At 38.3% G+C, this 22,687-nt stretch carries 16 protein-coding genes; 12 read left to right on the top strand and 4 right to left on the bottom strand.

Annotation, left to right across the window (positions count from 1 at the left end):
• Nucleotides 1-33: 33 nt before the first annotated feature.
• Nucleotides 34-2,241 carry a YhgE/Pip domain-containing protein gene (locus tag D1953_RS10415; RefSeq protein WP_119117113.1) on the top strand — a complete coding sequence of 736 codons (2,208 nt, stop codon included), beginning with the start codon at nucleotides 34-36 and terminating at the stop codon, nucleotides 2,239-2,241.
• 271 nt (nucleotides 2,242-2,512) lie between these two features.
• On the opposite strand, the gene yhfH is transcribed toward D1953_RS10415, so the two are convergent.
• Nucleotides 2,513-2,641 carry a protein YhfH gene (yhfH, locus tag D1953_RS10420; RefSeq protein WP_119117114.1) on the bottom strand — a complete coding sequence of 43 codons (129 nt, stop codon included), beginning with the start codon at nucleotides 2,639-2,641 and terminating at the stop codon, nucleotides 2,513-2,515.
• A 307-nt stretch (nucleotides 2,642-2,948) separates the two neighbouring features.
• Between yhfH and D1953_RS10425 the strand changes: the two genes are divergently transcribed.
• From D1953_RS10425 to D1953_RS10435, 3 genes are all read left to right on the top strand, one after another.
• The gene (locus D1953_RS10425) at nucleotides 2,949-3,689 is read left to right on the top strand and encodes an MBL fold metallo-hydrolase (protein ID WP_119117115.1); all 741 of its coding nucleotides are present in this window, start codon (nucleotides 2,949-2,951) and stop codon (nucleotides 3,687-3,689) included.
• Between the two features lie 25 nt (nucleotides 3,690-3,714).
• The gene (lplA, locus tag D1953_RS10430; protein ID WP_119117116.1) at nucleotides 3,715-4,704 is read left to right on the top strand and encodes a lipoate--protein ligase; all 990 of its coding nucleotides are present in this window, start codon (nucleotides 3,715-3,717) and stop codon (nucleotides 4,702-4,704) included.
• Between the two features lie 535 nt (nucleotides 4,705-5,239).
• The gene (locus tag D1953_RS10435) at nucleotides 5,240-6,019 is read left to right on the top strand and encodes an SDR family NAD(P)-dependent oxidoreductase (RefSeq protein WP_119117117.1); all 780 of its coding nucleotides are present in this window, start codon (nucleotides 5,240-5,242) and stop codon (nucleotides 6,017-6,019) included.
• A 259-nt stretch (nucleotides 6,020-6,278) separates the two neighbouring features.
• On the opposite strand, the gene D1953_RS10440 is transcribed toward D1953_RS10435, so the two are convergent.
• A complete protein-coding gene (locus tag D1953_RS10440) occupies nucleotides 6,279-7,490 on the bottom strand; it encodes a CynX/NimT family MFS transporter (RefSeq protein WP_119117118.1) in 1,212 nt (403 codons plus the stop codon).
• Between the two features lie 320 nt (nucleotides 7,491-7,810).
• Here D1953_RS10440 and D1953_RS10445 point away from each other — a divergent pair, with 320 nt between their 5' ends.
• The 4 genes from D1953_RS10445 (at nucleotide 7,811) to D1953_RS10460 (ending at nucleotide 12,635) form a co-directional block, all read left to right on the top strand.
• Nucleotides 7,811-9,358, top strand: coding sequence for a fatty acid--CoA ligase family protein (locus D1953_RS10445; protein ID WP_119117119.1), 1,548 nt, complete (start codon nucleotides 7,811-7,813; stop codon nucleotides 9,356-9,358).
• Nucleotides 9,359-9,529: 171 nt separating this feature from the next.
• Nucleotides 9,530-10,057 carry an HD domain-containing protein gene (locus D1953_RS10450; RefSeq protein ID WP_119117120.1) on the top strand — a complete coding sequence of 176 codons (528 nt, stop codon included), beginning with the start codon at nucleotides 9,530-9,532 and terminating at the stop codon, nucleotides 10,055-10,057.
• Nucleotides 10,058-10,385: 328 nt separating this feature from the next.
• Nucleotides 10,386-11,648 (top strand): M48 family metallopeptidase, encoded by a 1,263-nt coding sequence (locus tag D1953_RS10455; protein ID WP_119117121.1) that lies wholly within the window; start codon nucleotides 10,386-10,388, stop codon nucleotides 11,646-11,648.
• A 177-nt stretch (nucleotides 11,649-11,825) separates the two neighbouring features.
• Entirely contained in the window at nucleotides 11,826-12,635 is an 810-nt protein-coding gene (locus D1953_RS10460) for a YitT family protein (RefSeq protein ID WP_119117122.1), read from the top strand.
• Between the two features lie 165 nt (nucleotides 12,636-12,800).
• On the opposite strand, the gene D1953_RS10465 is transcribed toward D1953_RS10460, so the two are convergent.
• On the bottom strand, nucleotides 12,801-13,037 hold the full coding sequence (locus tag D1953_RS10465; protein WP_119117123.1) for an IDEAL domain-containing protein: 237 nt from the start codon (nucleotides 13,035-13,037) through the stop codon (nucleotides 12,801-12,803).
• 301 nt (nucleotides 13,038-13,338) lie between these two features.
• Here D1953_RS10465 and D1953_RS10470 point away from each other — a divergent pair, with 301 nt between their 5' ends.
• A complete protein-coding gene (locus D1953_RS10470; protein ID WP_119117124.1) occupies nucleotides 13,339-13,911 on the top strand; it encodes a competence protein ComK in 573 nt (190 codons plus the stop codon).
• Here the strand turns inward: D1953_RS10470 and D1953_RS10475 are convergent.
• On the bottom strand, nucleotides 13,894-14,292 hold the full coding sequence (locus D1953_RS10475) for a YhjD family protein (RefSeq protein ID WP_119117125.1): 399 nt from the start codon (nucleotides 14,290-14,292) through the stop codon (nucleotides 13,894-13,896). The genes D1953_RS10470 and D1953_RS10475 overlap by 18 nt on opposite strands.
• 248 nt (nucleotides 14,293-14,540) lie before the next feature.
• Between D1953_RS10475 and D1953_RS10480 the strand changes: the two genes are divergently transcribed.
• The 3 genes from D1953_RS10480 to addA all read left to right on the top strand — a co-directional run bounded on the left by D1953_RS10480 (nucleotide 14,541) and on the right by addA (nucleotide 22,657).
• Nucleotides 14,541-15,155 (top strand): TVP38/TMEM64 family protein, encoded by a 615-nt coding sequence (locus tag D1953_RS10480; protein WP_119117126.1) that lies wholly within the window; start codon nucleotides 14,541-14,543, stop codon nucleotides 15,153-15,155.
• Nucleotides 15,156-15,410: 255 nt separating this feature from the next.
• The gene (addB, locus tag D1953_RS10485; RefSeq protein ID WP_119117127.1) at nucleotides 15,411-18,902 is read left to right on the top strand and encodes a helicase-exonuclease AddAB subunit AddB; all 3,492 of its coding nucleotides are present in this window, start codon (nucleotides 15,411-15,413) and stop codon (nucleotides 18,900-18,902) included.
• Nucleotides 18,899-22,657, top strand: coding sequence for a helicase-exonuclease AddAB subunit AddA (gene addA / locus D1953_RS10490; protein ID WP_119117128.1), 3,759 nt, complete (start codon nucleotides 18,899-18,901; stop codon nucleotides 22,655-22,657). Before addB ends, addA begins: the two co-directional genes overlap by 4 nt.
• Nucleotides 22,658-22,687: the final 30 nt, after the last annotated feature.

Here is a 22,687-nt window from a genome sequence, read left to right on the forward strand (position 1 = left end):
CGAAATGGTCAATCGTATTTAGGGGGGAATACTTTGAAACGGAGCTTATTAAAACAGGAAGTAATCGAACTGTTTAAAAATAAAAAACTGCTTGTCTCGATTATTGCTATTTTGTTTATTCCAATTTTATATAGTGGGACGTTTTTATGGGCCTTTTGGGATCCGTATGGTCATCTAGAAGATTTACCTGTAGCGATTGTGAATAATGATAAAGGGGCTGAAATGGATGAAGAAAAGTTACAGCTCGGGGATGAACTTGTTGATAAGTTAAAAGAAAGCAAAGATTTTGATTTTCAGTTTGTTGATCGAAAAACAGGTTATCGAAATTTAGAAGATCAAAAATATTATTTATTAGTTGAAATTCCCGAGAACTTTTCTAAAAATGCGACAACATTGATGGACGAAGATCCACAAAAGTTAGAATTAAAGTATGTACCAAATGAAAGTTCCAACTTTTTATCTGCTCAAATTGGAGAGACAGCGGTTGCTAAGATTCAAAAGTCGTTATCGGAAAAAGTGACAGAGACTTATGCCGAAACGATGTTTGATATCATAACAAAAATGGCAGATGGATATGGGTCTACAGATGAAGCAGCGGGAAAATTGAAAGATGGCATTATGGACCTTGGTGAAGGAGCAAAAACATTAGAAGAGAAATTAGCTTTATTAGCTGAAAAGCAGGTAGAGTTTACAGGCGGTACGAAGAAAATACACGATGGGACTGTTGAACTGCAAAAAGGAGCAGCAACACTTGCGGATGGTCTAGGTAAGTTAGCCAATGCTCAAAATGAGTTAATTGAAGGAGCACAAAAAGCAAAAGAGGGAGCAGGAAGCCTGCAAGCTGGAATCGATCAAGCTCATACTGGCGTAAGTACAGTTGAAGAGAAGATGAACGAAGTTGTGTCAGGAACGGATCAACTTCACCAGGGAAGCGAGCAATTGAAGGATTCGTTACAAAAATTTCAAACAGGAGCAAACAGTGCGGCTCAAGGGGCAAAGGAACTGGAAGAGGGAGTTGCTGCGCTGCAATCACAATTAGAGCCTGTTATGGGCGCGCTTCCTGAAGAACAACAGGCTGCCTTGACGCAAGCACTAGCACAGTTGTCAGCAGGAGCAACAAAGCTTGGAGAAGGCAATGAAACATTAGCTAGCTCCGCAGGCCAAATAGAGTCAGGAGCAGCCACGTTATCTGAGAAAATCGCTACACTAAATAACGGACAAAAAGCGCTTCAAACAGGGATTTCTGAATTAAGCGATGGGACAGAGCAGTTGAAAAATGGTGCGGCTCAATTAACAGAAGGGCAAACTAAATTACAGACAGGCCTAGTGACGTTTGGTGAAAAGTTATCCGAAGCGTCAGCTGGCAGTCAAAAGCTAGCTTCTGGTTCGACAACGCTTGTTGATGGAGTAAATCAGTTACAAACTGGTTCAACAGCATTAGCAGACGGCTCTAGTCAATTAGCAGAAGGCTCTAATCAAATCGTGACTGGAACTAATAAGTTAGCAGAAGGCTCTACAGAATTTAAAGATGAAATCAATAAAGCAGCGACAGAAGCATCTGATATTCAAGCGGATGAGAAGACGTATAATATGGTTGCAGAGCCAGTAACCGTTAAAAAAGAAAGCATAAATAAAGTGGCAAACTACGGAACAGGTATTGCTCCTTATTTCTTATCGTTAGGGTTGTTTGTTGGAGCGTTAATGCTTTCTATTGTATATCCATATAAAGATCCAATTGGTATTCCGCGCAGCGGGTTTAGTTGGTTTACTAGTAAATTAGGGGTTATCACTGCTATTGGGATAATCCAAGCTTTAATCGCTTCAGGCGTAACATTATGGTTATTAGATATGGAAGTTAAAAGTGTACCGTTGTTTATTCTATATTCTATTTTAACAAGCTTAGTCTTTATTACATTGATTCAATTACTAGTGACAACATTAGGAGACCCAGGTCGTTTTCTTGCGGTTATCATCTTAATTTTACAATTAACAACAAGTGCGGGAACATTTCCGATTGAATTGGTTCCGAAGCCACTGCAAGATTTCAATGGCTGGCTGCCAATGGCATATACCGTTCGAGGTTATAAAGAAGTCATTTCTAGTGGGAACTTTAGTTTAATGTGGCACAATGGGTATGTACTCATCGGCTTTATGGTGAGCTTTATGATACTGACATTGTTATATTTGACAATTAATCATAAAAAGAAATATTCCGGTGCTAGTGAATTAGCAGAAGAATAAGAAGAGCGGAACTAGCTCATTTAGAATTATGTAGAAAATAGGAAGAGTCACCAAAAGATTGTTTGTTGTCTTTTGGTGACTCTTATTTTTTTAATAAATAGATTTTGTTATAGAACAGTACTGATTTTTAGCAAAGCTAATAAATAAAAAAAACGATTCTTACTTAAAAAGAACCGTTTTACAATTTGGGGATAGGACCAGCGGTGAACTAGTCCTTATATAGAAGCATCTACTTTTAAAAAAGTGGATGATGGAACCAATTTAAAAAAAGTTATTTTGTAGATAGGCAATGGTCACATTTGTTTCCGTAACATTCATGTTGTTCTTCGATCTTTTTACCGCATTCTGCACATTGCTTTGGTGGTAGGTTTTTGAAGAATTCAACGCTACTTTTAATCATGAAATCCATCCTCCTGTTCAACTTATCGGTTATCTGTGACTTAATTGTATTATAACAGTTATAGTGTGTCAATACATGTTTTATAACATTCTTGAAAAGATGCAAAACGTAAGGAAATAGTTTATATTTGTGGTAGGCTTTGTTACCCAATATTTTTTGGTGAAATAATGGGTAACTCATTGCGTCTGAAGCCGCAATTTCAGCTCAAATGTATCAACAGTTAAAGTACCTCCACTGATAGAAGTTTCACTTTATTGTCCATTTATATGGACTAGATGCGGAAGCGATAAAAGGAGTGACAATAAGTATGAAGATTACCGTTATTGGTTTTTGGGGTGGATACCCAGCGAAAAATGAAGCAAGTTCAGGATATTTACTGGAATATGATGATTATCGCGTATTGCTTGATTGTGGCAGCGGCGTGCTGGCTCAATTGCAAAACCATTTGAAACCAGAAGAATTAGATGCTGTTGTACTAAGTCATTATCATCCAGATCATGTTGCGGATATTGGCGTATTACAGCATGCGCTTTTAATTCAACAAATGCTGGGCGGTGAGCAGAAAACACTTCCGATATATGGGCATTCTTTGGATCCGATTGAATTTAACAAACTTTCATATAAAAACATTACAAAGGGAATTGCTTATTCAACTGAAAAGCCCTTACAAATCGGACCATTTACGTTTCAATTTATGAAGACAAATCACCCGGCCCCATGCTTTGCCATGAGAGTTGAAGCGGGAGGAGATACGCTTGTCTATACGGGGGACAGTACATACATGGATGAATTAGCGGAATTTGCACGCGAGGCTAACATATTGCTGTGCGAGAGTAACTTTTATAGCGATATGAATACACAAGCTTCAAAAGCAGGGCATATGACAGCACGAGAAGCAGGACTGATTGCGGAGAAGGCGGATGTACAGCTCTTAATTTTAACTCATTTACCGCATTATGGAGACCACCAGCAGTTAAAGAAAGAGGCCGGTGAAGTGTTTATGCGTGAAATTGCGCTGGCGAAAAGCTGCTTAGAGTTTCAGCTTTAACGGATGAACAGAAGGAGGAGCAAGGATGCTTTTTATTGACAACAAAGGAATTACCGACCCAAGAATTAACTTGGCGATTGAGGAATATGCCTTAAAGCATTTAGATATTAATGAATCGTACTTATTATTTTATATTAATAAAAATGCCATTATTATTGGGAAAAATCAAAATACAGTTGAAGAGATTAATCAGGACTATGTAGATGAACAGGGCATTACGGTTGTTCGCCGTCTTTCAGGTGGCGGAGCTGTTTATCATGATTTAGGGAACTTGAATTTTAGCTTTATTACGAAAGATGATGGAGATAGCTTTCATAATTTTAAGAAATTTACTGAGCCAGTTGTGAAAGCGCTTGGCAAGCTGGGCATTCAAGCTGAGTTAAGCGGGCGTAACGATATTATGGCAGAAGGGAAGAAGATTTCCGGAAATGCGATGTTTGCAACAAGAGGCCGGATGTTCAGCCACGGTACGTTATTGTTTAACTCTGAAATGGAGCATATCGTATCGGCATTGAAGGTAAAGAAAGATAAAATCGAATCCAAAGGCATTAAGTCTATTAGAAGCCGTGTCGGCAATATTGCAGACTTCTTAAAAGAACCAATGACAATTCAAGAATTTCGCAGCTTCTTATTAAAAAATATTTTTGAAGGAACTGAGGAAATTCCAGAATACGTGTTAACGGAAGAGGATTGGAAGGAAATTTATAAAATCTCGGAAAAACGCTATCAGAAATGGGATTGGAATTATGGGCGATCTCCGAAGTTTAATTTACAGCATTCTCATCGTTTTCCGGTTGGTTCGATTGATATAAGACTAGAAGTGAATAAAGGGATAATTGAAAACTGTAAAATTTATGGTGATTTCTTTGGGGTAGGAGAAGTAACGGACATTGAACAAAAATTAACGGGCGTTCGTTATGAAAAACAAGCGATTGATGCAGTATTAGAAGAGGTCGATGTACAACATTATTTTGGTAATGTAACAAAAGAAGATATATTGAAATTAATTTTTTGATTGGAAAATCCGTCCTAGCTTAGTTGGGGCGGATTTTTGTGTGTAGAGGTTCTGTTAAATAACATTGTTGATTTTCGGCTCATTTAAGCACCTTCGTTTCTTTAGGGCGGATGCTGGGGAGCTAAGTAGAGGGCTTATTTCTAGTAAATTCAATATTTTATTCATTGATTTTATCTAATACACCGTTAGTAGGATTACTAGAAAATATTGACACTTTTAAACTTTATAACTATATTTAAAAATAAATATTTACATTTTTACTCAAAAAAACCTAAATTTAACTCATATGAAAAGGAAAGGTGTAGTAAGAGTAAAAATTATGTCTTATTTTGCATACGTATGCAAAGTCCTTAGATATGTTTGTTATATAGAAAAAGATTGAATCTCAAAGAAGGTCACTATTAAATCACGATGAGTTAGAACAACGAAGAATGTGGCGTGACTGAACGCTAATGTCAGTAGTAAATTTCAAACAAACTCTAGATTCCAAGTAGAATTCAGCGGGAACTAGTGAGAAAGAGAGGATCATGATCATATGTCAGTAAAAAATAAAGTAGTTATCGTTACGGGTGCAAGTAGAGGAATTGGAAAGGTTATTGCTCAGTCCTTTTCAAAAGAAGGAGCAAATCTTGTTTTAGTAGGCAGGTCGAAAGAGGCTGTAGAAAAGGTAGAAGTAGAATTAAAAGAGGAAAATCCAAATGTTATTAGCATCATTGCTGATGTGACCAACGAAGAACAAGTAAAACATATGGCAGAAAAAACAATTGAGGTATTCGGGAAAATTGATGTACTGGTGAACAATGCTGGAACTGCAGGTCCAACTACTTCTGTTAAAGATTTGGCAGTTGAAGATTTTCGAGCCGTTCTAGATGATAATTTAACAAGTACATTCCTATGCATTAAAGCTGTCGTTCCAAACATGATGGAAAACCAATCAGGTCGTATCATTAACTTATCCTCTGTTTCAGGAAAGCGAGCTCTGCCGTATCGAGTAGGATATTGTGCGGCTAAAATGGGAGTTATAGGTTTAACAAGAACACTAGCAGCTGAACTAGGTGAACATAACATTACGGTTAACGCGATTTGTCCTGGATTTGTCGAAGGTGAACGAATTGATAGTGTTATTTCAAACCAAGGAAAAGTAAGAGGACTTGATAAAGAGGAAGTGGAACGTGAATTAAAAAGTTCATCTCCATTAAAACGTTTTGTCAAACCAGAGGAAATTGCCAAGACGGCCGTATTTTTATCGACCGATGCGGCAATTGGAATCACTGGAGAAGATGTAAATGTGAGTTCTGGAGTAGTTATGTATTAAACAATTCATGGTGTTGGTATTACCTCACATTTCGGACTCTAAGGAAAAATTTCTAATGCATTTTGAAGCCTTGATATAATAGGACTTTCAATGAATGATAGACATTGGATAATCCATCTAAATGGAAGAGATTCATAGATAACAAGAGATTAGAATACATTGAAATTGAAATTTCCAAGGGAGTGCGAAATGTGAGATTCAGTTATTTATTTTTCATTCAATTTGAATACGTATGCAAAATAATCGCTCTAAATAAAAACTATTGTACATACTGATTTCGTCCAGAGGTCATAGCGAATGTCAGAACTACTACAGAAACAATGATTAGAGTGATAAGTGGAACAGTCCAGACATGCGTGACGTCATATAAGTATCCAATAAACATAGGACCTACAGCCGCGAGTATGTAGCCTGTTGATTGTACCATCGCAGATAACTCTGCAGCCTGACTTGTATTCCGAGTACGAAGCCCTATATAGCTTAAGGCTAATGGGAAGCACCCGCCTAATGTAATACCAATTAAAATAATACTCACTATTAAAACGGGATATGATGAACCTAGCAGTAATCCTCCATAACCAACAATTGGGCACATACCTAATATGAAGGCAAGCCATACTTGAGAACGGAAACGTGCTGCCAGAACAGGGACGAAGGAACTAGCAGGCAATCCCGTTAGTAGAGTAAATGAAAGTAACCAGCCGGCTGTCTCTATACTTATTCCATGGCTATGTAATATTTCAGGTAACCAAGCCACTGTTACATAAAATAAAAAGGACTGAAATCCCATAAAAATAGCTATTTGCCAGGCAAGCGGCGAACGCCAAATTCGATTAGAGTTAGAACGGACATTTCTCACTACTTGATGATTTTTATCACTAAACTTGAGTAGAAAAAACCAAATCAAGATAGCGACCAATGCTGGTATCCCCCATACGATTAAGGCTCCTTGCCATCCAAAATTCAACCCAGTGGCTAAAGGAACACTCACCCCTGATGCTAACGATGCAATCAATCCCATTGAAGTGGAATAAACACTTGTCATTAGACCGAATTTTGTTGGAAATTTATCCTTTACAACCACTGGCAAAAGAACATTTCCAATGGCAATGCCCATACCGACAAATAGAGTTCCGATAAAAAGAAAAAACGCCATCGGGACGAATCGAATACATATACCGATTAAAAGAAAAAGCAAACCTAATAGTAAGGTCCTTTCATTGGTTAAACGGGCAGCTATTTTGGGGACGATGGGTGACATCACCGCAAAAACAACTAATGGCAAGCTCATTAATAAACCTGCACTCCAATGTGCTAGCCCAATATCTTCTTGAATCATTCCAACTAATGGTCCTAACGACGTAATAGCCGGCCGCAAATTAAATGCTACTAGTACAATACCCGTAATGAGTAAGAATGTATAAAAGGAACTCGTATTAGCGTGCTCCTCTTGTACCTTTTGTAATTCCATTAAAATAATCTCCTCCTAGATGAACAAACTTCATACAATATATTACAGTAATTTAAGGTAGAGATAAAATGAATTTCGTATCTGCTTCATTGCTTACTGGAATTTTGAAAAAAGAAACGCAGGTAAGCAGAAGGTCTGTGAGATCTGGCCAATCATACTAGTATGTAAAGCGAACTTCATTTTAGTGATAAAATTCATTAGATTTTTCTTGGATAAAAAACATTGCTGGAATGAATTTCATTTATTATAATAAAATTGTAATTAATTTACAGATTCGGTGAATGATTGTTCATTCATTGTGTCTAAATGGAGGGAGAAGAATGAATTTATCTGAACAGCTTTATAACACCGCCATAGAAAATGCACAAAAACCTGCTTATTATTTTTTAGATCAATCTACTTCGTATGGTGAATTAGATGCTGCGGTGACCAAATTCGCAGATGGCTTACATAAGCTAGGTGTTTCAAAAGGTGACCATGTTGCTATGCTTTTAGGGAATTCTCCACACTTTATTATTGGGATGTACGGTGCATTACGTGCAGGTGCAACAGTTATTCCAATCAATCCAATTTATACTCCAGATGAAATTAGTTACATTGTCAATAATGGAGACGCGAAGGTCATCATTGCCCTCGATCGTCTTATTCCAATTTTAGAACAGATAGATTCTCTCCTAACAAACGTCGAGCAATATATTATTTGTGAAACAGAGCCCAGTAATGAAGAGGTAAGTAACCGTTTAGTTCCTATTTATTCAAAAATGAAATCGTTTGCAGAAGTTGTTGCTGCTGGGAACTTGCAATTTAAGGGCCCTGTGCCAGATGAAGACGAGACAGCGCTTATCTTGTATACGTCAGGAACGACAGGAAAGCCGAAAGGAGCGATGCTGACACATCGGAATCTTTATTCCAATGCGCGAGATGTTGCAGACTATTTAAAAATAGGTGCCAACGATCGTGTCATTACGACGCTGCCGATGTTTCATGTTTTTAGTTTAACCGTTACTTTAAATGCACCGCTAATAAGTGGAGGAACGTTGTTGATTGTACCGCAGTTTAGTCCGAAGGAAATTTTTAGACTAAGTCAGGAATATGAAGCAACCGTTTTTGCCGGTGTACCAACTATGTATAATTTCTTATATCAGTATCCGGAAGGAACGGCCGCTCATGTACAGTCTGTTAAACGTTGGATTTCAGGTGGCTCCCCTATGCCAGTGGCTCTTTTAACATCATTTGAACGGAAGTTTCAGGTGAAGGTTTCAGAAGGGTATGGGTTATCGGAAGCTTCACCCGTAACATGCTTTAACCCATTAGATCGCCCGGCTAAACCAGGCTCTATTGGCAAGTCGATTTTGAATGTTGAAAATAAAGTCGTTGATGCACTTGGAGAGGAAGTACCAGTTGGTCAAGTCGGGGAATTGGTTGTCCGCGGTCCAAATGTGATGAAAGGCTATTATAAAATGCCAGAGGAGTCAAGCGCTGTATTGAAAGATGGATGGTTATATACCGGTGATTTAGCGCGCATGGATGAGGACGGCTATTTTTATATTGTCGATCGTAAGAAAGAACTCATTATTACTGGGGGATATAATGTTTATCCGCGCGAGGTAGAGGAAGTACTATTCGCTCACTCGGATGTTATAGAAGCGGCTGCCATTGGCGTACCTGATTCTAATCAAGGTGAAGTGGTTCATTGTTTTGTAGTGAAAAAAGATCCAACTTTAACAGAGGAAGAATTAAAAGCTTACTGTACGAAACATTTAGCGAAATACAAAGTTCCAGCTCGTATTACATTTATAGAGGAGCTTCCCAAAAATACAACAGGTAAGATTTTACGGCGTGCATTAAAGACTAAAATGACACAATAATCATATAGCTGCCTGTCCTTTAGAGATTATCGCGATTTTCTTTCGCTATAGTCTCTTTTGTACAAACATTTTCATGTGTGAAATCATAAACTAATGTAAAAAAATAGGGACTTGATTTCTTGGATAATCCGCGATAAGATAGTAAAAATTTAGTAGTAGGAGGGAGCTTAGATGAGAGAGGTTACTTTATTGCAACTTTACGAACATCCTATTACACAAAAGTATTTGAACCGTTCTGGAATGGCGCATGCTATTGCTGTTGCCTACCACGCTTTCCATTTAGCAAAGGAGCATAATGTCGATCCGGACATCGCTGCGAAAGCTGGGTTTCTTCATGATATGGGTCACTTTACTTGGTACCGTAATGGAAATTGGGATTATGACCTATATCGTCAAAATGATATTCACCCGATTAAAGGGGCTGAAAGAGCGCACAAGCTTCTTATTCGACTTGGTGAAAATCCTATTAAAGCAAAAACGATTTCCCTTGCTATTTTATTTCACACCGATTCATTTTTACCTTCCAATGATATTGTACGCACCCCATTACAACAGATTGTAAAATGGGCTGATGAGAAAGACGAAGAAGAAGGCGGCAAACATCATTATCGTACAATCGATTCACTTCGAGCAAAAGATATGATTATTCGCTTAGACCAATTGATTGATAAAGAAGCAAACAATAAGTTATCATCCTAGGTGAATAGGATGGTAGCTTATTTTTTTATGTACAGGCGTTATTATATGACGCTGTTGTTTCTTGGCCCCTGTTTGTATGAGATCCTATCTAAAAATGAATACGGCGAATCGTCCAGAGTTAATGGTCCTGTTATATTCATTTACGAAACATTGAGGATAAACTGAAATAAAATGTTTATCCATCTGCTTAAGAGGTTAAAGGTTCTAACTTGTCTAACTTTGCTTACAATATAGTAAATATATTGTTTTTTACGTGGAAAGTATAAGGGCAACTGGGCGTCTAGCTAGAAGGCAGTTAGAGGTAGGTTTCAACTAAGGGGGAAGGGCGATGGCTAGAAAATGGGCAGGCTATGCTGTTATCATTTATTTAGTCTATGTGGCTTGTATGTATGGCTACATTTTTTGGTTTGCGGATACATCAATTCCACAAGCTTTAAAAGGGACGGCTGCAGACCCGCAAACCTTTTTAAACGCAAGAGAGCTTGTGTTAAGTGAGGAATACTCCAACATTCGCAACTTTATTTTTTTAGCTTATACTCCATTTGAATGGCTGATTTATTTTTTCATTTTGCTGTGTGGAGTATCAAGGGTATTTGAGAGATGGGCGGTGTCAATTTCTAAATGGAGAGTTGCTCAAACGGGGATCTATTTATTTTGGTTATCGTTGCTTACTTATATTGCTGTATTCCCTATACAATATATTAGCTATACATTTAGTCGAGCGTATAACATTAATACGCAATCGTTCGGTGCCTGGATGAAGGATGAGATTATTGGATTTTGGATTAACTTTGCTCTCATGTTTCTCATTGTCTCCGTATTATATTGGTTAATGAAAAAAAGCTCAAAAAAATGGTGGTTATACGCATGGCTTCTCTCGGTTCCGTTTTCTTTTTTGCTTATGTTTGTACAACCTGTTTGGATTGATCCACTTTATAATGACTTTTATCCATTAAAAAATAAACAATTAGAGGAAAAGATTTTAACACTCGCTGATCGAGCGGATATTCCGGCAGAGCATGTGTATGAAGTGAATAAGTCAGAGGAAACGAATGCTTTAAATGCTTATGTGACAGGCGTTGGGGCGAATTCAAGGATTGTTCTTTGGGATACGACGTTAAACAAATTACAGGAAGATGAAATTTTATTTATTATGGCGCATGAAATGGCTCATTATGTTGAGAAGCATATTTATATTGGAATTGCAGGCTATTTAGCTCTAACGTTTGTGGGGCTTTGGCTCATTTCACGACTAATGAATTACATTGTGGAACGCTGGGGGAAACTATTAAAGATTTCTGCTGTTGACACTATTAGCTCGCTGCCATTATTTCTATTACTGACTGGTGTCTTACTATTCGCTTCTAATCCTCTTTCGAATTATGTATCGCGTTATCAGGAAACAAGAGCGGACCGCTATGCAATTGAAATGACTGGAGACCAAGACGCGGCTATTCATGCTTTTCAAGAATTGACACGTACGGGACTTAGCCAAGTCCATCCGCCTTTACTGATTAAATGGCTTCGTTATACACATCCTTCTATGCTTGAGCGAATTTCTACTATTGAGAATTATGATAAGGATGAATAAGAGTCGGCTGCTAATGCAGCTGGCTTTTTTGTTTGGATATCTAAAAAGTGTAAATGTTTAGAAAAAACTTTTATTTTTGGTAACATATGATTCTTGACTATAATGAATACAACTTTTACCGCAGATTAACAGTAAGGAAAGAACTTGATTGTTAGAAAGAAATAAAGGAGAAGGAGTATGCGTAATATAGTATCGATTATTGTAGGTTCAGTCATTGTGGCGTTGGCATTTAATTTATTTTTAATTCCTCATCAAATATTGAGCAGCGGCTTGGGTGGAATTGCTATGATGTTGGGAATCATCACACCTATTAACACGGGAATTTTAAACTTTTTATTAAATTTACCTTTATTAATTATTGGTGTTTTAAAATTAGGAAAACAATTTATTTGCTATACGATTCTATCGGTTGTTGTATTATCCGTTAGCTTATATGTGATTCCAGTTGAAGCGATTTCAACAGACCAGTTTCTATCTTGTTTATTTGGCGGCGTGATATCGGGCCTTGGAGTTGCCATTATTTTCAGAGCATCGGGTTCTTCTGGCGGTTTTGATATTTTGGCCATGTTACTTACAAAAAAACGGGATTTCCCGCTTGGAACGTTACTTTCCGTGATGAATGCGATTGTGGTGGTGATTTCCGGTTTTATTTTTGACTGGAATTCTGCTTTACTCACATTAGTAGGGATTTATGCTGCTGGTAAGGTTATTGATACGATTCATACGAGTCATATTAAATTAACGTTACTGATTGTGACGAAAAAAGGCGAGGAAGTGAAATCGGAACTATTAGCCAATCTATATCGGGGGATTACCATCATAGATGGAGAAGGAGCTTATTCTGGCAACAAACAAAAAGTGTTAATGACTGTTATTACACGCTATCAATTAGCAGAGGTAAAGGCAATCCTGAATAAAGTCGATCAGAATGCGTTTGTAAATATTACACAAACAACAGAAGTAATCGGATTTTTCCATCGAGGGTGAAGGGAAATGTTCCTCTTCGATAGGATTAATCTGTCATAAGTAAAGCCTCCCAAAATAATGGGAGGCTTTGTCAAAAAAAACATGTTCAACCTGTTTTGCTGTCTAGTTCCACCGGATAGATAACTGTGAGAAAGATTGGTAATCTGAACGATTGGTTCGCTTTTTTTAATTGCCAAATAGTTTCATTAATTCTTTCATTTCAGTGCTTAATTGTAAAAATAACGGTTTGTCTTTATTGTCAAGGGCATTGTCAATTTGCTGAGCCAGCTTGTTTCTCTTCCTCTTAAGGATGGCTTCACGAATAATCATCTCAATGAGTATTTCCTGCATCGTTTCATTTTTCTTGGCTTTTTTCGTCGAGTGAGCCTTTACCAATTCTGAATAGGATTTGTCATTTTTCATTGGAAATCACCCCTGCCCTTTTTATTAATATATGAGTGCTTATGCTATAAAAGTAGTATGATTTTTTAAAAAATTAAATTAATTTTGACGTATGTATATAAATCAACGGTGCATGTAAATAAATATTCTTATGTCGGTTTAACAAGTTGAATATATATAGTTATGGAATTGTGTCGATAAGTGAAGTGTTCCGTAGTAATAGTTAATTTTTGAATATTTTGTGAAAACAATACTTTATACCTATGTATATGGTATGATTAGGGCAAGTTTTGGATTTATTCATTAAGAAGGGGGAAACGATATGGAACATACTCAAAACAATTTAAGAGAAGAGTATACAGTGACACCTTATACGCTTGCTCTGTTACCTGTTCAAGATGGAGATAAAGTATATTCGCGGATTATTGAATTAGAAGGTGAATTTATTTGTCCCCTTAAGCCAACGGATATTATTAAGAAAAGTTGTGAATATTTGGGGGTGAGTTATGAAGGCAGGAGGTCAGGAACAAAGAAAGTAACAGGTTTTACACATAAAGCTCCGATTACGATTGATCCTTCTGGCTCGCTTTTCTTCTTTCCAACTGCCTCTCCTTTACGTCCTCAATGTATTTGGTTGGCACATGATCATATTCTGTCATCTACTCGCCTAGACTCCAAACAAACTACAGTTGTTCTTCGTAATAAACAAAGTATAGTTGTTAATATATCAATCAGCTCATTTAAGACACAACTGCATCGAACAGCCTTTTTGAAAACGAAGCTCCTTCCACGGCTAGAGGAAATACAAAGAATGCTACAAGATTTAGCTAATCAGTTAGACTGGGCACAAACTGCCGAAGGACCATCCAAGTATACTTTATTGCGCCGGACTTGAGTCAGCGGATGGGCTAACAGAATAAGGGTTTTTTTGAAAGAAGTAATACGTCAGTAAGTTTTCTGTTTGTTTTTTGAGGCGGGGATTGAAATAATTATGGCGTTCTTCCTGCCCTTTATAGGTGAAGCGGTACATCGTAAATGTTTCATCTCTCTTTACTTCGTTAACTGTAATCTCCTCATGCTGTAAATAGGTAAGAACGGCTACTAGGTCTCGTTCTACTTTTTTGAAAACGTCTTTTATGAGATCCTGATAAGGTCTTTTTAACTTCAATTCGCTTGTTTCGATGATTTGTAAATCCCTCTTTAGAATCTTTAGTACCATTGGCAAATAAATGGCTTGTTCAATCATTGTTTGAGCCTGTTTTGTCACACGAGCCATTGTTCAATCTCCTTTCTCTCTATATAATATTTGGTTATTTTTGGAACGTTCGTTCTATTTTAAATGATGAAGTTTTATTATGCAAGGCCTCTTTCCCGATTACATACATAGATTATGGAATCTGAAAAACAGGAATGTTATGATAAAGAAAAAGGGACGATATTTGCCTTTTAAGAAGAGTGTTATATATGTGAAATAATGAGAGTACATAGAGAATGGCTACGTAACTTGATATGAGGGAGATTGTTATGGATTTTGAAGCATTACGGGAATGGCTGACGCTTGAAAACATATTAGACATTATGCAGCAATATCAATCGTTAGGACCTATTGCGGGCATTGTATTGCCATTGTTAGAAGCGTTTTTACCTTTTTTACCTTTATTTATTTTTGTCATGGCCAATGCAACAGCCTTTGGGTTGTGGTGGGGATTTTTATTTTCTTGGCTTGGGGCGGTCATAGGTGCTTTTCTTGTTTTTTTAGTTGTTCGGAAATTTGGCCAAGCAAGATTTTTTCATTTTTTGCAACAACATAAGCAAGTTCAAAAACTTATGAACTGGGTTGAAAATCATGGATTTAGTCCATTGTTTTTAATGCTTTGTTTTCCTTTTACACCGTCAGCGATTGTAAATATTGTTGCGGGCCTTTCGAAAGTAAGCCTATGGCAATATGCTTTAGCAGTTATAGCGGGAAAGATGGTCATGATTTTTACCATTAGTTTCATTGGGTACGACATTCCCTCCTTGATTCATCAACCGGTTCGAACCGTGATTGTATTGATTGTTATTTTTATTCTTTGGTATGTCGGGAAAAGGATTGAGCGTCATTTAGATAAAAATATGAAACGAGAAAGAGGATATTAGAAAAGAGTCGTTCGGTTATATACAGAAAACCGAACGACTTATTTTTTGCGTTGTCAAACAACGTTGTTGATAATATCAGCAGCGTTATATAACCAACCTAGTTTTAAAATGCGAACGTATGATTGTATTGTGGGATGTGGATGCACTATAATACAAGTAGAAAAAATGGAAAATGAAATCGACATAGACAAGTCGGTTTTTCTGTTATCATAGATAGTACATTAAAATTTTTTGTAGAAAAAGGAGGGACAGCAGGTGACGCTTCGTTTTTTATTGGGGAGATCCGGGACCGGGAAAACGTCTTTTATGTTAGACGAAATTCGAAGTACATTAGCTCATCATCCAGAAGGGAATCCTATTATTTATCTTGTTCCTGATCAGATGACATTTTTGTCTGAATATAAATTAATTAAGACACCAGGACTTGAAGGAATGATTCGAGCTCAGGTGTTCAGCTTTAGTCGACTTGCTTGGCGCGTCCTTCAGGAAACAGGAGGAATGAGCCGTATTCACTTAGATAGCGTAGGGGTGAATATGCTTATTCGTAAAATTATGGAGGAAAAGAAAGAAGAGCTGAAGGTATTTCGACGCTCTGCAGACAAGCAAGGGTTTGTTACGCAAATGGAGCAGATGCTCGTTGAATTTAAGCGCTGTTGTATACAGCCGGAACAATTGCAAAGTTTTTTAGAACAGTCAACTGCAACAAGCGGTGTCATTCAAGATAAATTACATGATTTAGAAGTAATTTATCAATCGTTTGAAGAGAAATTGATGGGCAAATACCTTCAATCCGAGGATTACTTTACGCTATTGATTGAAAAACTAGCAGATTCTGCTTATATCGCGAATGCACAAATTTATGTCGATGGCTTTTATAGTTTGACTCAACAAGAGCTGCTTATTCTTGAAGAAATGATGAAAAGAGGTTGCTCTGTTACGGTCGCTTTAACGCTAGATCGACCTTATCCATCGCTGCCGCCGGATCCTCTAGAGCTGTTTAGACAAACCGGGACAACGTATTATGAAATTTATCAAACAGCGCTTCGATTAGGCGTGCCGATTGAAGAAGATAAGGTCTTCACAGAAGTTGGTCGCTTTAGTGAAAATCCTGCATTAAAGCATTTGGAGCAGCATTTTGCAGTGCGGCCTGTTCGTCCATATGAGAGTCCAGCAAACGTAATCGTGTCGCAGGCGGTCAATCGACGTGCCGAAGTGGAGGGGATTGCGAGAACAATTGTGAAGCTCGTTCGGGATGAGGAGTACCGCTTTAGAGATATTGCCGTTTTAATGCGAAATGGCGAGGCTTATCGAGATATTATTCAAACTGTTTTTCGAGACTATGAGATTCCGCTTTTTATAGATTCTAAACGCAAGATGTTACATCATCCTCTTATTGAACTTATTCGTTCGACATTAGACATTTTGACAAGCAATTGGCGTTATGAACCGGTATTTCAGGCGATTAAGACGGAATTGCTTTTTCCAGCAGAGAAGAATAGCGACTTGATGCGTGAACAGGTCGATCGTCTGGAGAATTATGTGTTATCCCGGGGGATTAAAGGGGAGAAATGGACATCAAAAGAGAGATGGACCTATCGTCGTTTTCGTGGTTTAGAGCTTGAGGAACGATCCCAGACGGATAAAGAAAGGCAAATAGAAGAAGAACTAAATGAGCTGAAGCAATGGTTTACTGCACCAATCCTAACGTTATCAAGTCGGATAAATCGAGCGGAAACTGCAAGAGAATTATCCGAGGCGCTTTATTTATATTTAGAAGATATCCGTGCCGCAGAGCAATTAGAAAAATTAAGACAAGCAGCTGAAGAAGCAGGCGATTTAGTCGCAGCACGAGAACATGAGCAAGCATGGAATGCGGTCATTGATTTACTCGATCAGTTTGTCGAGCTGTTAAGTGAAGAACGGATGTCATTAAAAGCATTTGCCCTCATTATTGAAGCAGGGCTTGATTCATTGAATTTTTCATTAGTTCCGCAGGCGATGGATCAAGTAATTATCGCCAACTTAGATTTATCTCGTTTAGATGATGTAAAAGCAGCCTTTATTATTGGATTAAACGATGGAGTGTTACCAGGAAAGGCGGCTGCTGAAGGAATTTTTTCCGATCAGGATAGAGAGATGTTGCTTGCAAACGGTCTGGAAGTGGCGCCAAGCTCAAAGATTCGGTTATTAGATGAGGAGTTTATTGCGTATAAGGCCTTTAGTACTCCTTCTCATTTGCTTTACGTATCTTATCCGTTAGCGGATGAGGAAGGGAAAGCATTATTACCGTCTTCTTATATAAAGCGTATTTCTGATGTTATTCCTCATATTCATACTAATTTGTACAGCAACGATTCTTTTGATGGATCTCCAACTGAGCAAGCTGATTTTATTGTGAATATGGAAGTCGCTTTATCTCATTTAACGTCACAATTACAGCTTAAGAAACGGAACTACCCAATGCATCCGTTATGGTGGGATGTTTATAATGCATTGATGGATGATGAAGATATGAAATTCGAGACATCGCGTGTGCTATCGAGTCTCTTCTATGAAAATCAAGCTAAGAAGCTATCGTCAGAAACAACGAAACAATTATATGGCGAAAGTATTATGACGAGTGTTTCTCGAATGGAGATGTTTAATAGCTGCCCATTTTCTCATTTTGCGGCACATGGATTAAAGCTGCGTGAGCGGCAAGTTTTTAGACTGGATGCACCTGATATTGGGGAAATGTTCCACGGAGCGTTGAAGATCATTTCTGATTATCTATATGAACATGCTATTTCATGGGCAGCATTGACGAAAGATCAATGCTTAACGCTAGCGAGAAAAGCTGTGGAGACGCTCGCTCCTAAATTACAAAATCAAATTTTGCTTAGCTCTAACCGCCATCATTATTTAAAAAGAAAATTAGAGCAGGTTATTGGCCGGGCTTCCATTGTGTTAAGTGAACAAGCGAAATTAAGCGGCTTTGCTCCAATTGGTTTAGAGTTAGGATTCGGGAAAAATGAAACGTTGCCGCCCCTTTCATTTTCATTGCAAAATGGGACGAAGATGGAATTGATCGGCCGAATTGACCGCGTGGATAAAGCCGAAGAGAGTAACGGCATTTTCTTACGTGTATTGGATTATAAGTCTAGTGAGAAAGATTTAAGCTTAACAGAAGTGTATTACGGCTTAGCGTTACAAATGTTAACTTACCTTGATATTGTGGTTACGCATTCTCGTTCGCTAATTGGAACAGAAGCGCTTCCTGCTGGGGTTCTGTATTTCCATATGCATAATCCAGTCATTAAATCTAAAGGAATGTTAAGTCTTGATCAAATAGAAGAAGAAATATTTAAAAGCTTTAAAATGAAGGGGCTTATTTTAGGAGATACCAATGTGATTCAACTAATGGACCAATCTCTTGAAGCAGGGGCATCTAGTAAATCTCATATCATTCCAGCTAGCCTTAAAAAGGATGGAACGGTGTCCGCTACGTCTAAAATTGCAAGTCGTGATGAATTTTCTCTCCTGCAAAAGCATGTTCGTCACATTTATGAAAATGCGGGTAATAAAATGGTGAACGGAGATGTCGGAATCGCTCCTTATAAATTGAAAGACCGTACACCATGTAAATATTGTTCATTTAAAACGGTTTGCCAGTTTGATTCATCATTAGAAGACAACGAATACCGAACGTTAACAGATAAGAAGCAAAAAGATGTCTTAGCATTGCTGAGAGAGGGGGTAGAGGTGTGAGTAAAACAATCATTCCTGAGAAGCCAGTGGATGTGACGTGGACAGATGACCAATGGAAGGCGATCTGGGCGAAAGATCAAGACATATTAGTCGCGGCTGCGGCTGGATCTGGGAAAACAGCTGTACTAGTCAATCGGATTATCCAAAAAATCCTTTCTGAAGACGATCCAGTAGATGTGGATGAATTACTAGTCGTGACATTTACGAATGCGTCCGCTGCTGAAATGCGTCATCGTATTAGTGAAGCACTTGAACAAGCCATTGCTCAAAATCCTAGTTCGCAGCACCTTCGTAAACAGCTAAGCTTAATCAATCGAGCGTCTATTTCTACACTACATTCCTTTTGTTTAGAAGTGATTCGTCAGTATTATTACGAAATTGATATTGACCCAGGATTCCGGATTGCTGATTCTACAGAGATAGAATTGCTTCGAGATGAAGTGATGGAAGAGCTATTTGAAGAGCACTATGGCCGCAGTGATAATGAGGAATTTTTCCGATTAGTCGATGCGTTTACGAGCGATCGAAGCGATGCGGATTTGCAGCAAATTGTCCGCTCTTTACATGATTTCTCCCGTTCGCATCCGAATCCAAGTCAATGGCTGGATGAAGCGGCTGAGATGTATGATCTTTCAGATGATGCTAGAATTGAGGATTTACCATTTATTCAGGCGTTACGATTTGATATTTCGTTACAATTGGATAAAGCAAAAGATTTAGTGGAAAAAGCGTTAGATTTAACAAAGGTGCCAGGAGGTCCGGCACCGCGTGTGGAAAATTATCGAGCGGATTTAGAAATGATTGCAGTGTTATCTCAGGCGAATGAAACATCGTGGTATACCTTGCATGAGGCGATTCAAAACATTTCTTTTACAACGGCTAAGCGCTGTTCAGGAGCGGACTTTATAAAAGAAATTGTCGATGAAGCGACGAAGCATCGTGATAAAGCGAAAAAAATCGTGAAAACATTACAAGAAGAATTGTTTGTTCGAAAACCGGAAAGTTATCTTCGTGATATACGAGAACTGAAGAGCTATGTAGAAACATTAGTATTACTGGTTAAGCAGTTTGATACTCGTTTTTTTGCAGCGAAAACGGAAAAAAATCTGGTGGACTTCTCCGATTTAGAGCATTTTTGTTTAGAGATCTTAACGAAAGAGCTTGAACATGGTGAAAGAAAACCATCAGACGTTGCGTTAGCTTATCGTAAGCAATTTAAAGAAGTGCTTGTCGATGAGTACCAAGATGTCAATCTTGTTCAAGAATCGATTTTATCGTTAGTGACAGCGGACGGTGAGCACAGCGGAAATATGTTCATGGTGGGCGATGTAAAGCAGTCGATTTATCGTTTCCGGTTGGCCGAGCCAAATCTATTTCTCGGCAAATACAATCGCTTTACTCATGATGGGCAAGAGTCAGGACTTCGAATTGATTTAAATCAGAATTTCCGCAGCCGTATGGAAGTATTAGATGGGACAAACTTTTTATTTCAACAGTTGATGGGAATCAAGGTCGGAGAGATTGAGTATGATGAAGATGCGCAATTGAAAAAAGGAGCGCCGTATCCTGAGGATCAATCGTTTCCTATTGAGTTATATATCGTAGATGGCGCGCCAAATGAGGAAGAGAGTTTAGCAGATTCTTCTGAGTCAACAGCTGAATTCGAATCGGAAGAATTAGAAAAGGCGCAATTAGAAGCACGTATGATGGCAAAGTTGATTAAACAAGCTATCAATGAAAAACAACCAATCTATGATCCGAAAACAAAGCAGTATCGTGCGATACAATATCGAGATATTGTCATTCTGCTGCGCTCTATGCCATGGGCTCCGCAAATTATGGAGGAATTTAAGAAGCAGGGAATTCCGGTTTATGCGAATTTATCGACCGGGTATTTCGAGGCCACAGAAGTAGCGATTATGCTTTCATTATTAAAAGTAATTGATAATCCGCAGCAAGATATTCCGCTTGCTTCTGTATTGCGTTCACCGATTGTTGGATTAGATGAAGAGCAAATGGCCAAAATCCGCACGTTCCATTCAGGAAGTTATTATGAAGCACTAGCTGCTTTTTATCGTCAGGGCGATGTGAATGAACAAACAGGCTTATATGAACAAGTGGCTGCCTTTTATCGGAAACTTGTGAAGTGGAGAAAGCTTGCCAAGCAAGAATCATTGTCAGATTTAATTTGGCTTTTGTATCGCGAAACGAGATTTTATGATTTTGTTGGAGGCATGCCAGGCGGAAAGCAGCGTCAAGCCAATTTGAGAGCCTTTTATGATCGCGCTAGACAATATGAGTCCAGTTCATTCCGCGGTTTATTCCGCTTTTTACGTTTTATTGAAAGAATGCAAGAACGCGGTGATGATTTAGGAGCTGCCAGAGCACTTGGAGAACAAGAGGATGTCGTTCGATTGATGACGATTCATTCTTCAAAAGGTTTAGAGTTCCCTGTTGTGTTTATTGCAGGTCTTTCGAAGCAATTTAATATGATGGACTTACGCAAATCCTACTTATTGGATAAGGAGTTCGGGTTTGCGGCGAAATATGTAAATCCAGAGCTTCGAATTACGTATCCATCGTTACCGCAGCTTGCTTTCAAAAAGAAAAAACAATTAGAGCTGATTGCCGAGGAAATGCGCGTCTTGTATGTGGCTTTAACAAGGGCAAAGGAGAAGCTGTATTTAATTGCAAGTGTCAATAATGCAGAGAAGAGCTTGAACAGTTGGTGGAGCAATGCCTCCCATGCTGACTGGCTTTTAAAGGATTATACTCGCGCAGGGGCGAAAAGCTATCTCGATTGGATTGGACCAGCTCTCATCCGCCATCAGGATGGTCAAAGATTAATGGAGGACCATGTTCCTAACCGTTTGAATGAAAACATTACTTCCCATGCGTCCCAATGGATGATTTCCATTGTTCGAAGTGAAGAACTGATGGGAATGGATGAGGAGGAGCTAGCGGAAGATTCATGGCTAGAACAAGTGAAGCAATCTAAGAAAGTAGATAGTACTTCGGAATATACGAGTTTGATTGAGGACAATCTACATTGGAGCTATCCGCAAATAAATGCAGCCACTCATCGCTCTAAGCAATCTGTTTCGGAATTGAAACGCAGATTTGAATTAGCTGATGATCATAGTGCGACAGAGCTGATTGAGTCGTTTAGTCGACCGATTACAAAGCGGTCGGCTTTTATGCAAGAGAAGTCATTAACGCCAGCTGAAAAAGGAACAATTGTTCATTTAGTCATGCAGCATCTCGATGTAACAGCTGATATAACCGTCGACTATATTGAACAATTATTGACGAATCTAATTCAGCGTGAGTTGTTAACGGAAGAACAGCGAGTGGCGGTAGATTCACATATTATTATTCAGTTCTTTCAAACGGAAATTGGTCAGCGGTTGAAAAAGGCAGCTATTGTACGTCGAGAAGTGCCTTTTATGATGTCGCTACCTGCTCATATTGCGTATCCTGATTGGGATGAAGGAGAAGAAGAGGTACTCGTCCAAGGTGTCATTGATTGTTTATTTGAAGATGAACAAGGGCTTGTGCTGTTAGATTATAAAACGGATGCGATTACCGGCCGTTTTTCAAATGGATTTGAAGGAGCTAAAGACATTCTTGCCGAACGCTATCGAACACAGCTTCAATTATATAAAAGGGCAGTCGAAGGAATTTTGCATAAAAAAGTAACAAAGTGTTATTTATTTTTCTTTGATGGTGCACATTTATTAGAGATGGAAAGATGAGTGTTTTATAGTTAGAGACCGTTCTGATAC

Source organism: Peribacillus asahii (assembly GCF_003570725.1).
Classification (GTDB): domain Bacteria; phylum Bacillota; class Bacilli; order Bacillales; family DSM-1321; genus Peribacillus; species Peribacillus asahii.

Bases quoted from the DNA above. Each gene is read 5' to 3' on its own strand.
- D1953_RS10435 (WP_119117117.1), top strand. From the start codon at position 5,240: ATGTCAGTAAAAAATAAAGTAGTTATCGTTACGGGTGCAAGTAGAGGA.
- D1953_RS10460 (WP_119117122.1), top strand. From the start codon at position 11,826: ATGCGTAATATAGTATCGATTATTGTAGGTTCAGTCATTGTGGCGTTG.
- D1953_RS10475 (WP_119117125.1), bottom strand. From the start codon at position 14,292: ATGGCTCGTGTGACAAAACAGGCTCAAACAATGATTGAACAAGCCATT.
- lplA (WP_119117116.1), top strand. From the start codon at position 3,715: ATGCTTTTTATTGACAACAAAGGAATTACCGACCCAAGAATTAACTTG.
- yhfH (WP_119117114.1), bottom strand. From the start codon at position 2,641: ATGATTAAAAGTAGCGTTGAATTCTTCAAAAACCTACCACCAAAGCAA.
- D1953_RS10455 (WP_119117121.1), top strand. From the start codon at position 10,386: ATGGCTAGAAAATGGGCAGGCTATGCTGTTATCATTTATTTAGTCTAT.
- D1953_RS10480 (WP_119117126.1), top strand. From the start codon at position 14,541: ATGGATTTTGAAGCATTACGGGAATGGCTGACGCTTGAAAACATATTA.
- D1953_RS10440 (WP_119117118.1), bottom strand. From the start codon at position 7,490: ATGGAATTACAAAAGGTACAAGAGGAGCACGCTAATACGAGTTCCTTT.
- D1953_RS10465 (WP_119117123.1), bottom strand. From the start codon at position 13,037: ATGAAAAATGACAAATCCTATTCAGAATTGGTAAAGGCTCACTCGACG.
- D1953_RS10445 (WP_119117119.1), top strand. From the start codon at position 7,811: ATGAATTTATCTGAACAGCTTTATAACACCGCCATAGAAAATGCACAA.
- D1953_RS10470 (WP_119117124.1), top strand. From the start codon at position 13,339: ATGGAACATACTCAAAACAATTTAAGAGAAGAGTATACAGTGACACCT.
- D1953_RS10425 (WP_119117115.1), top strand. From the start codon at position 2,949: ATGAAGATTACCGTTATTGGTTTTTGGGGTGGATACCCAGCGAAAAAT.
- D1953_RS10450 (WP_119117120.1), top strand. From the start codon at position 9,530: ATGAGAGAGGTTACTTTATTGCAACTTTACGAACATCCTATTACACAA.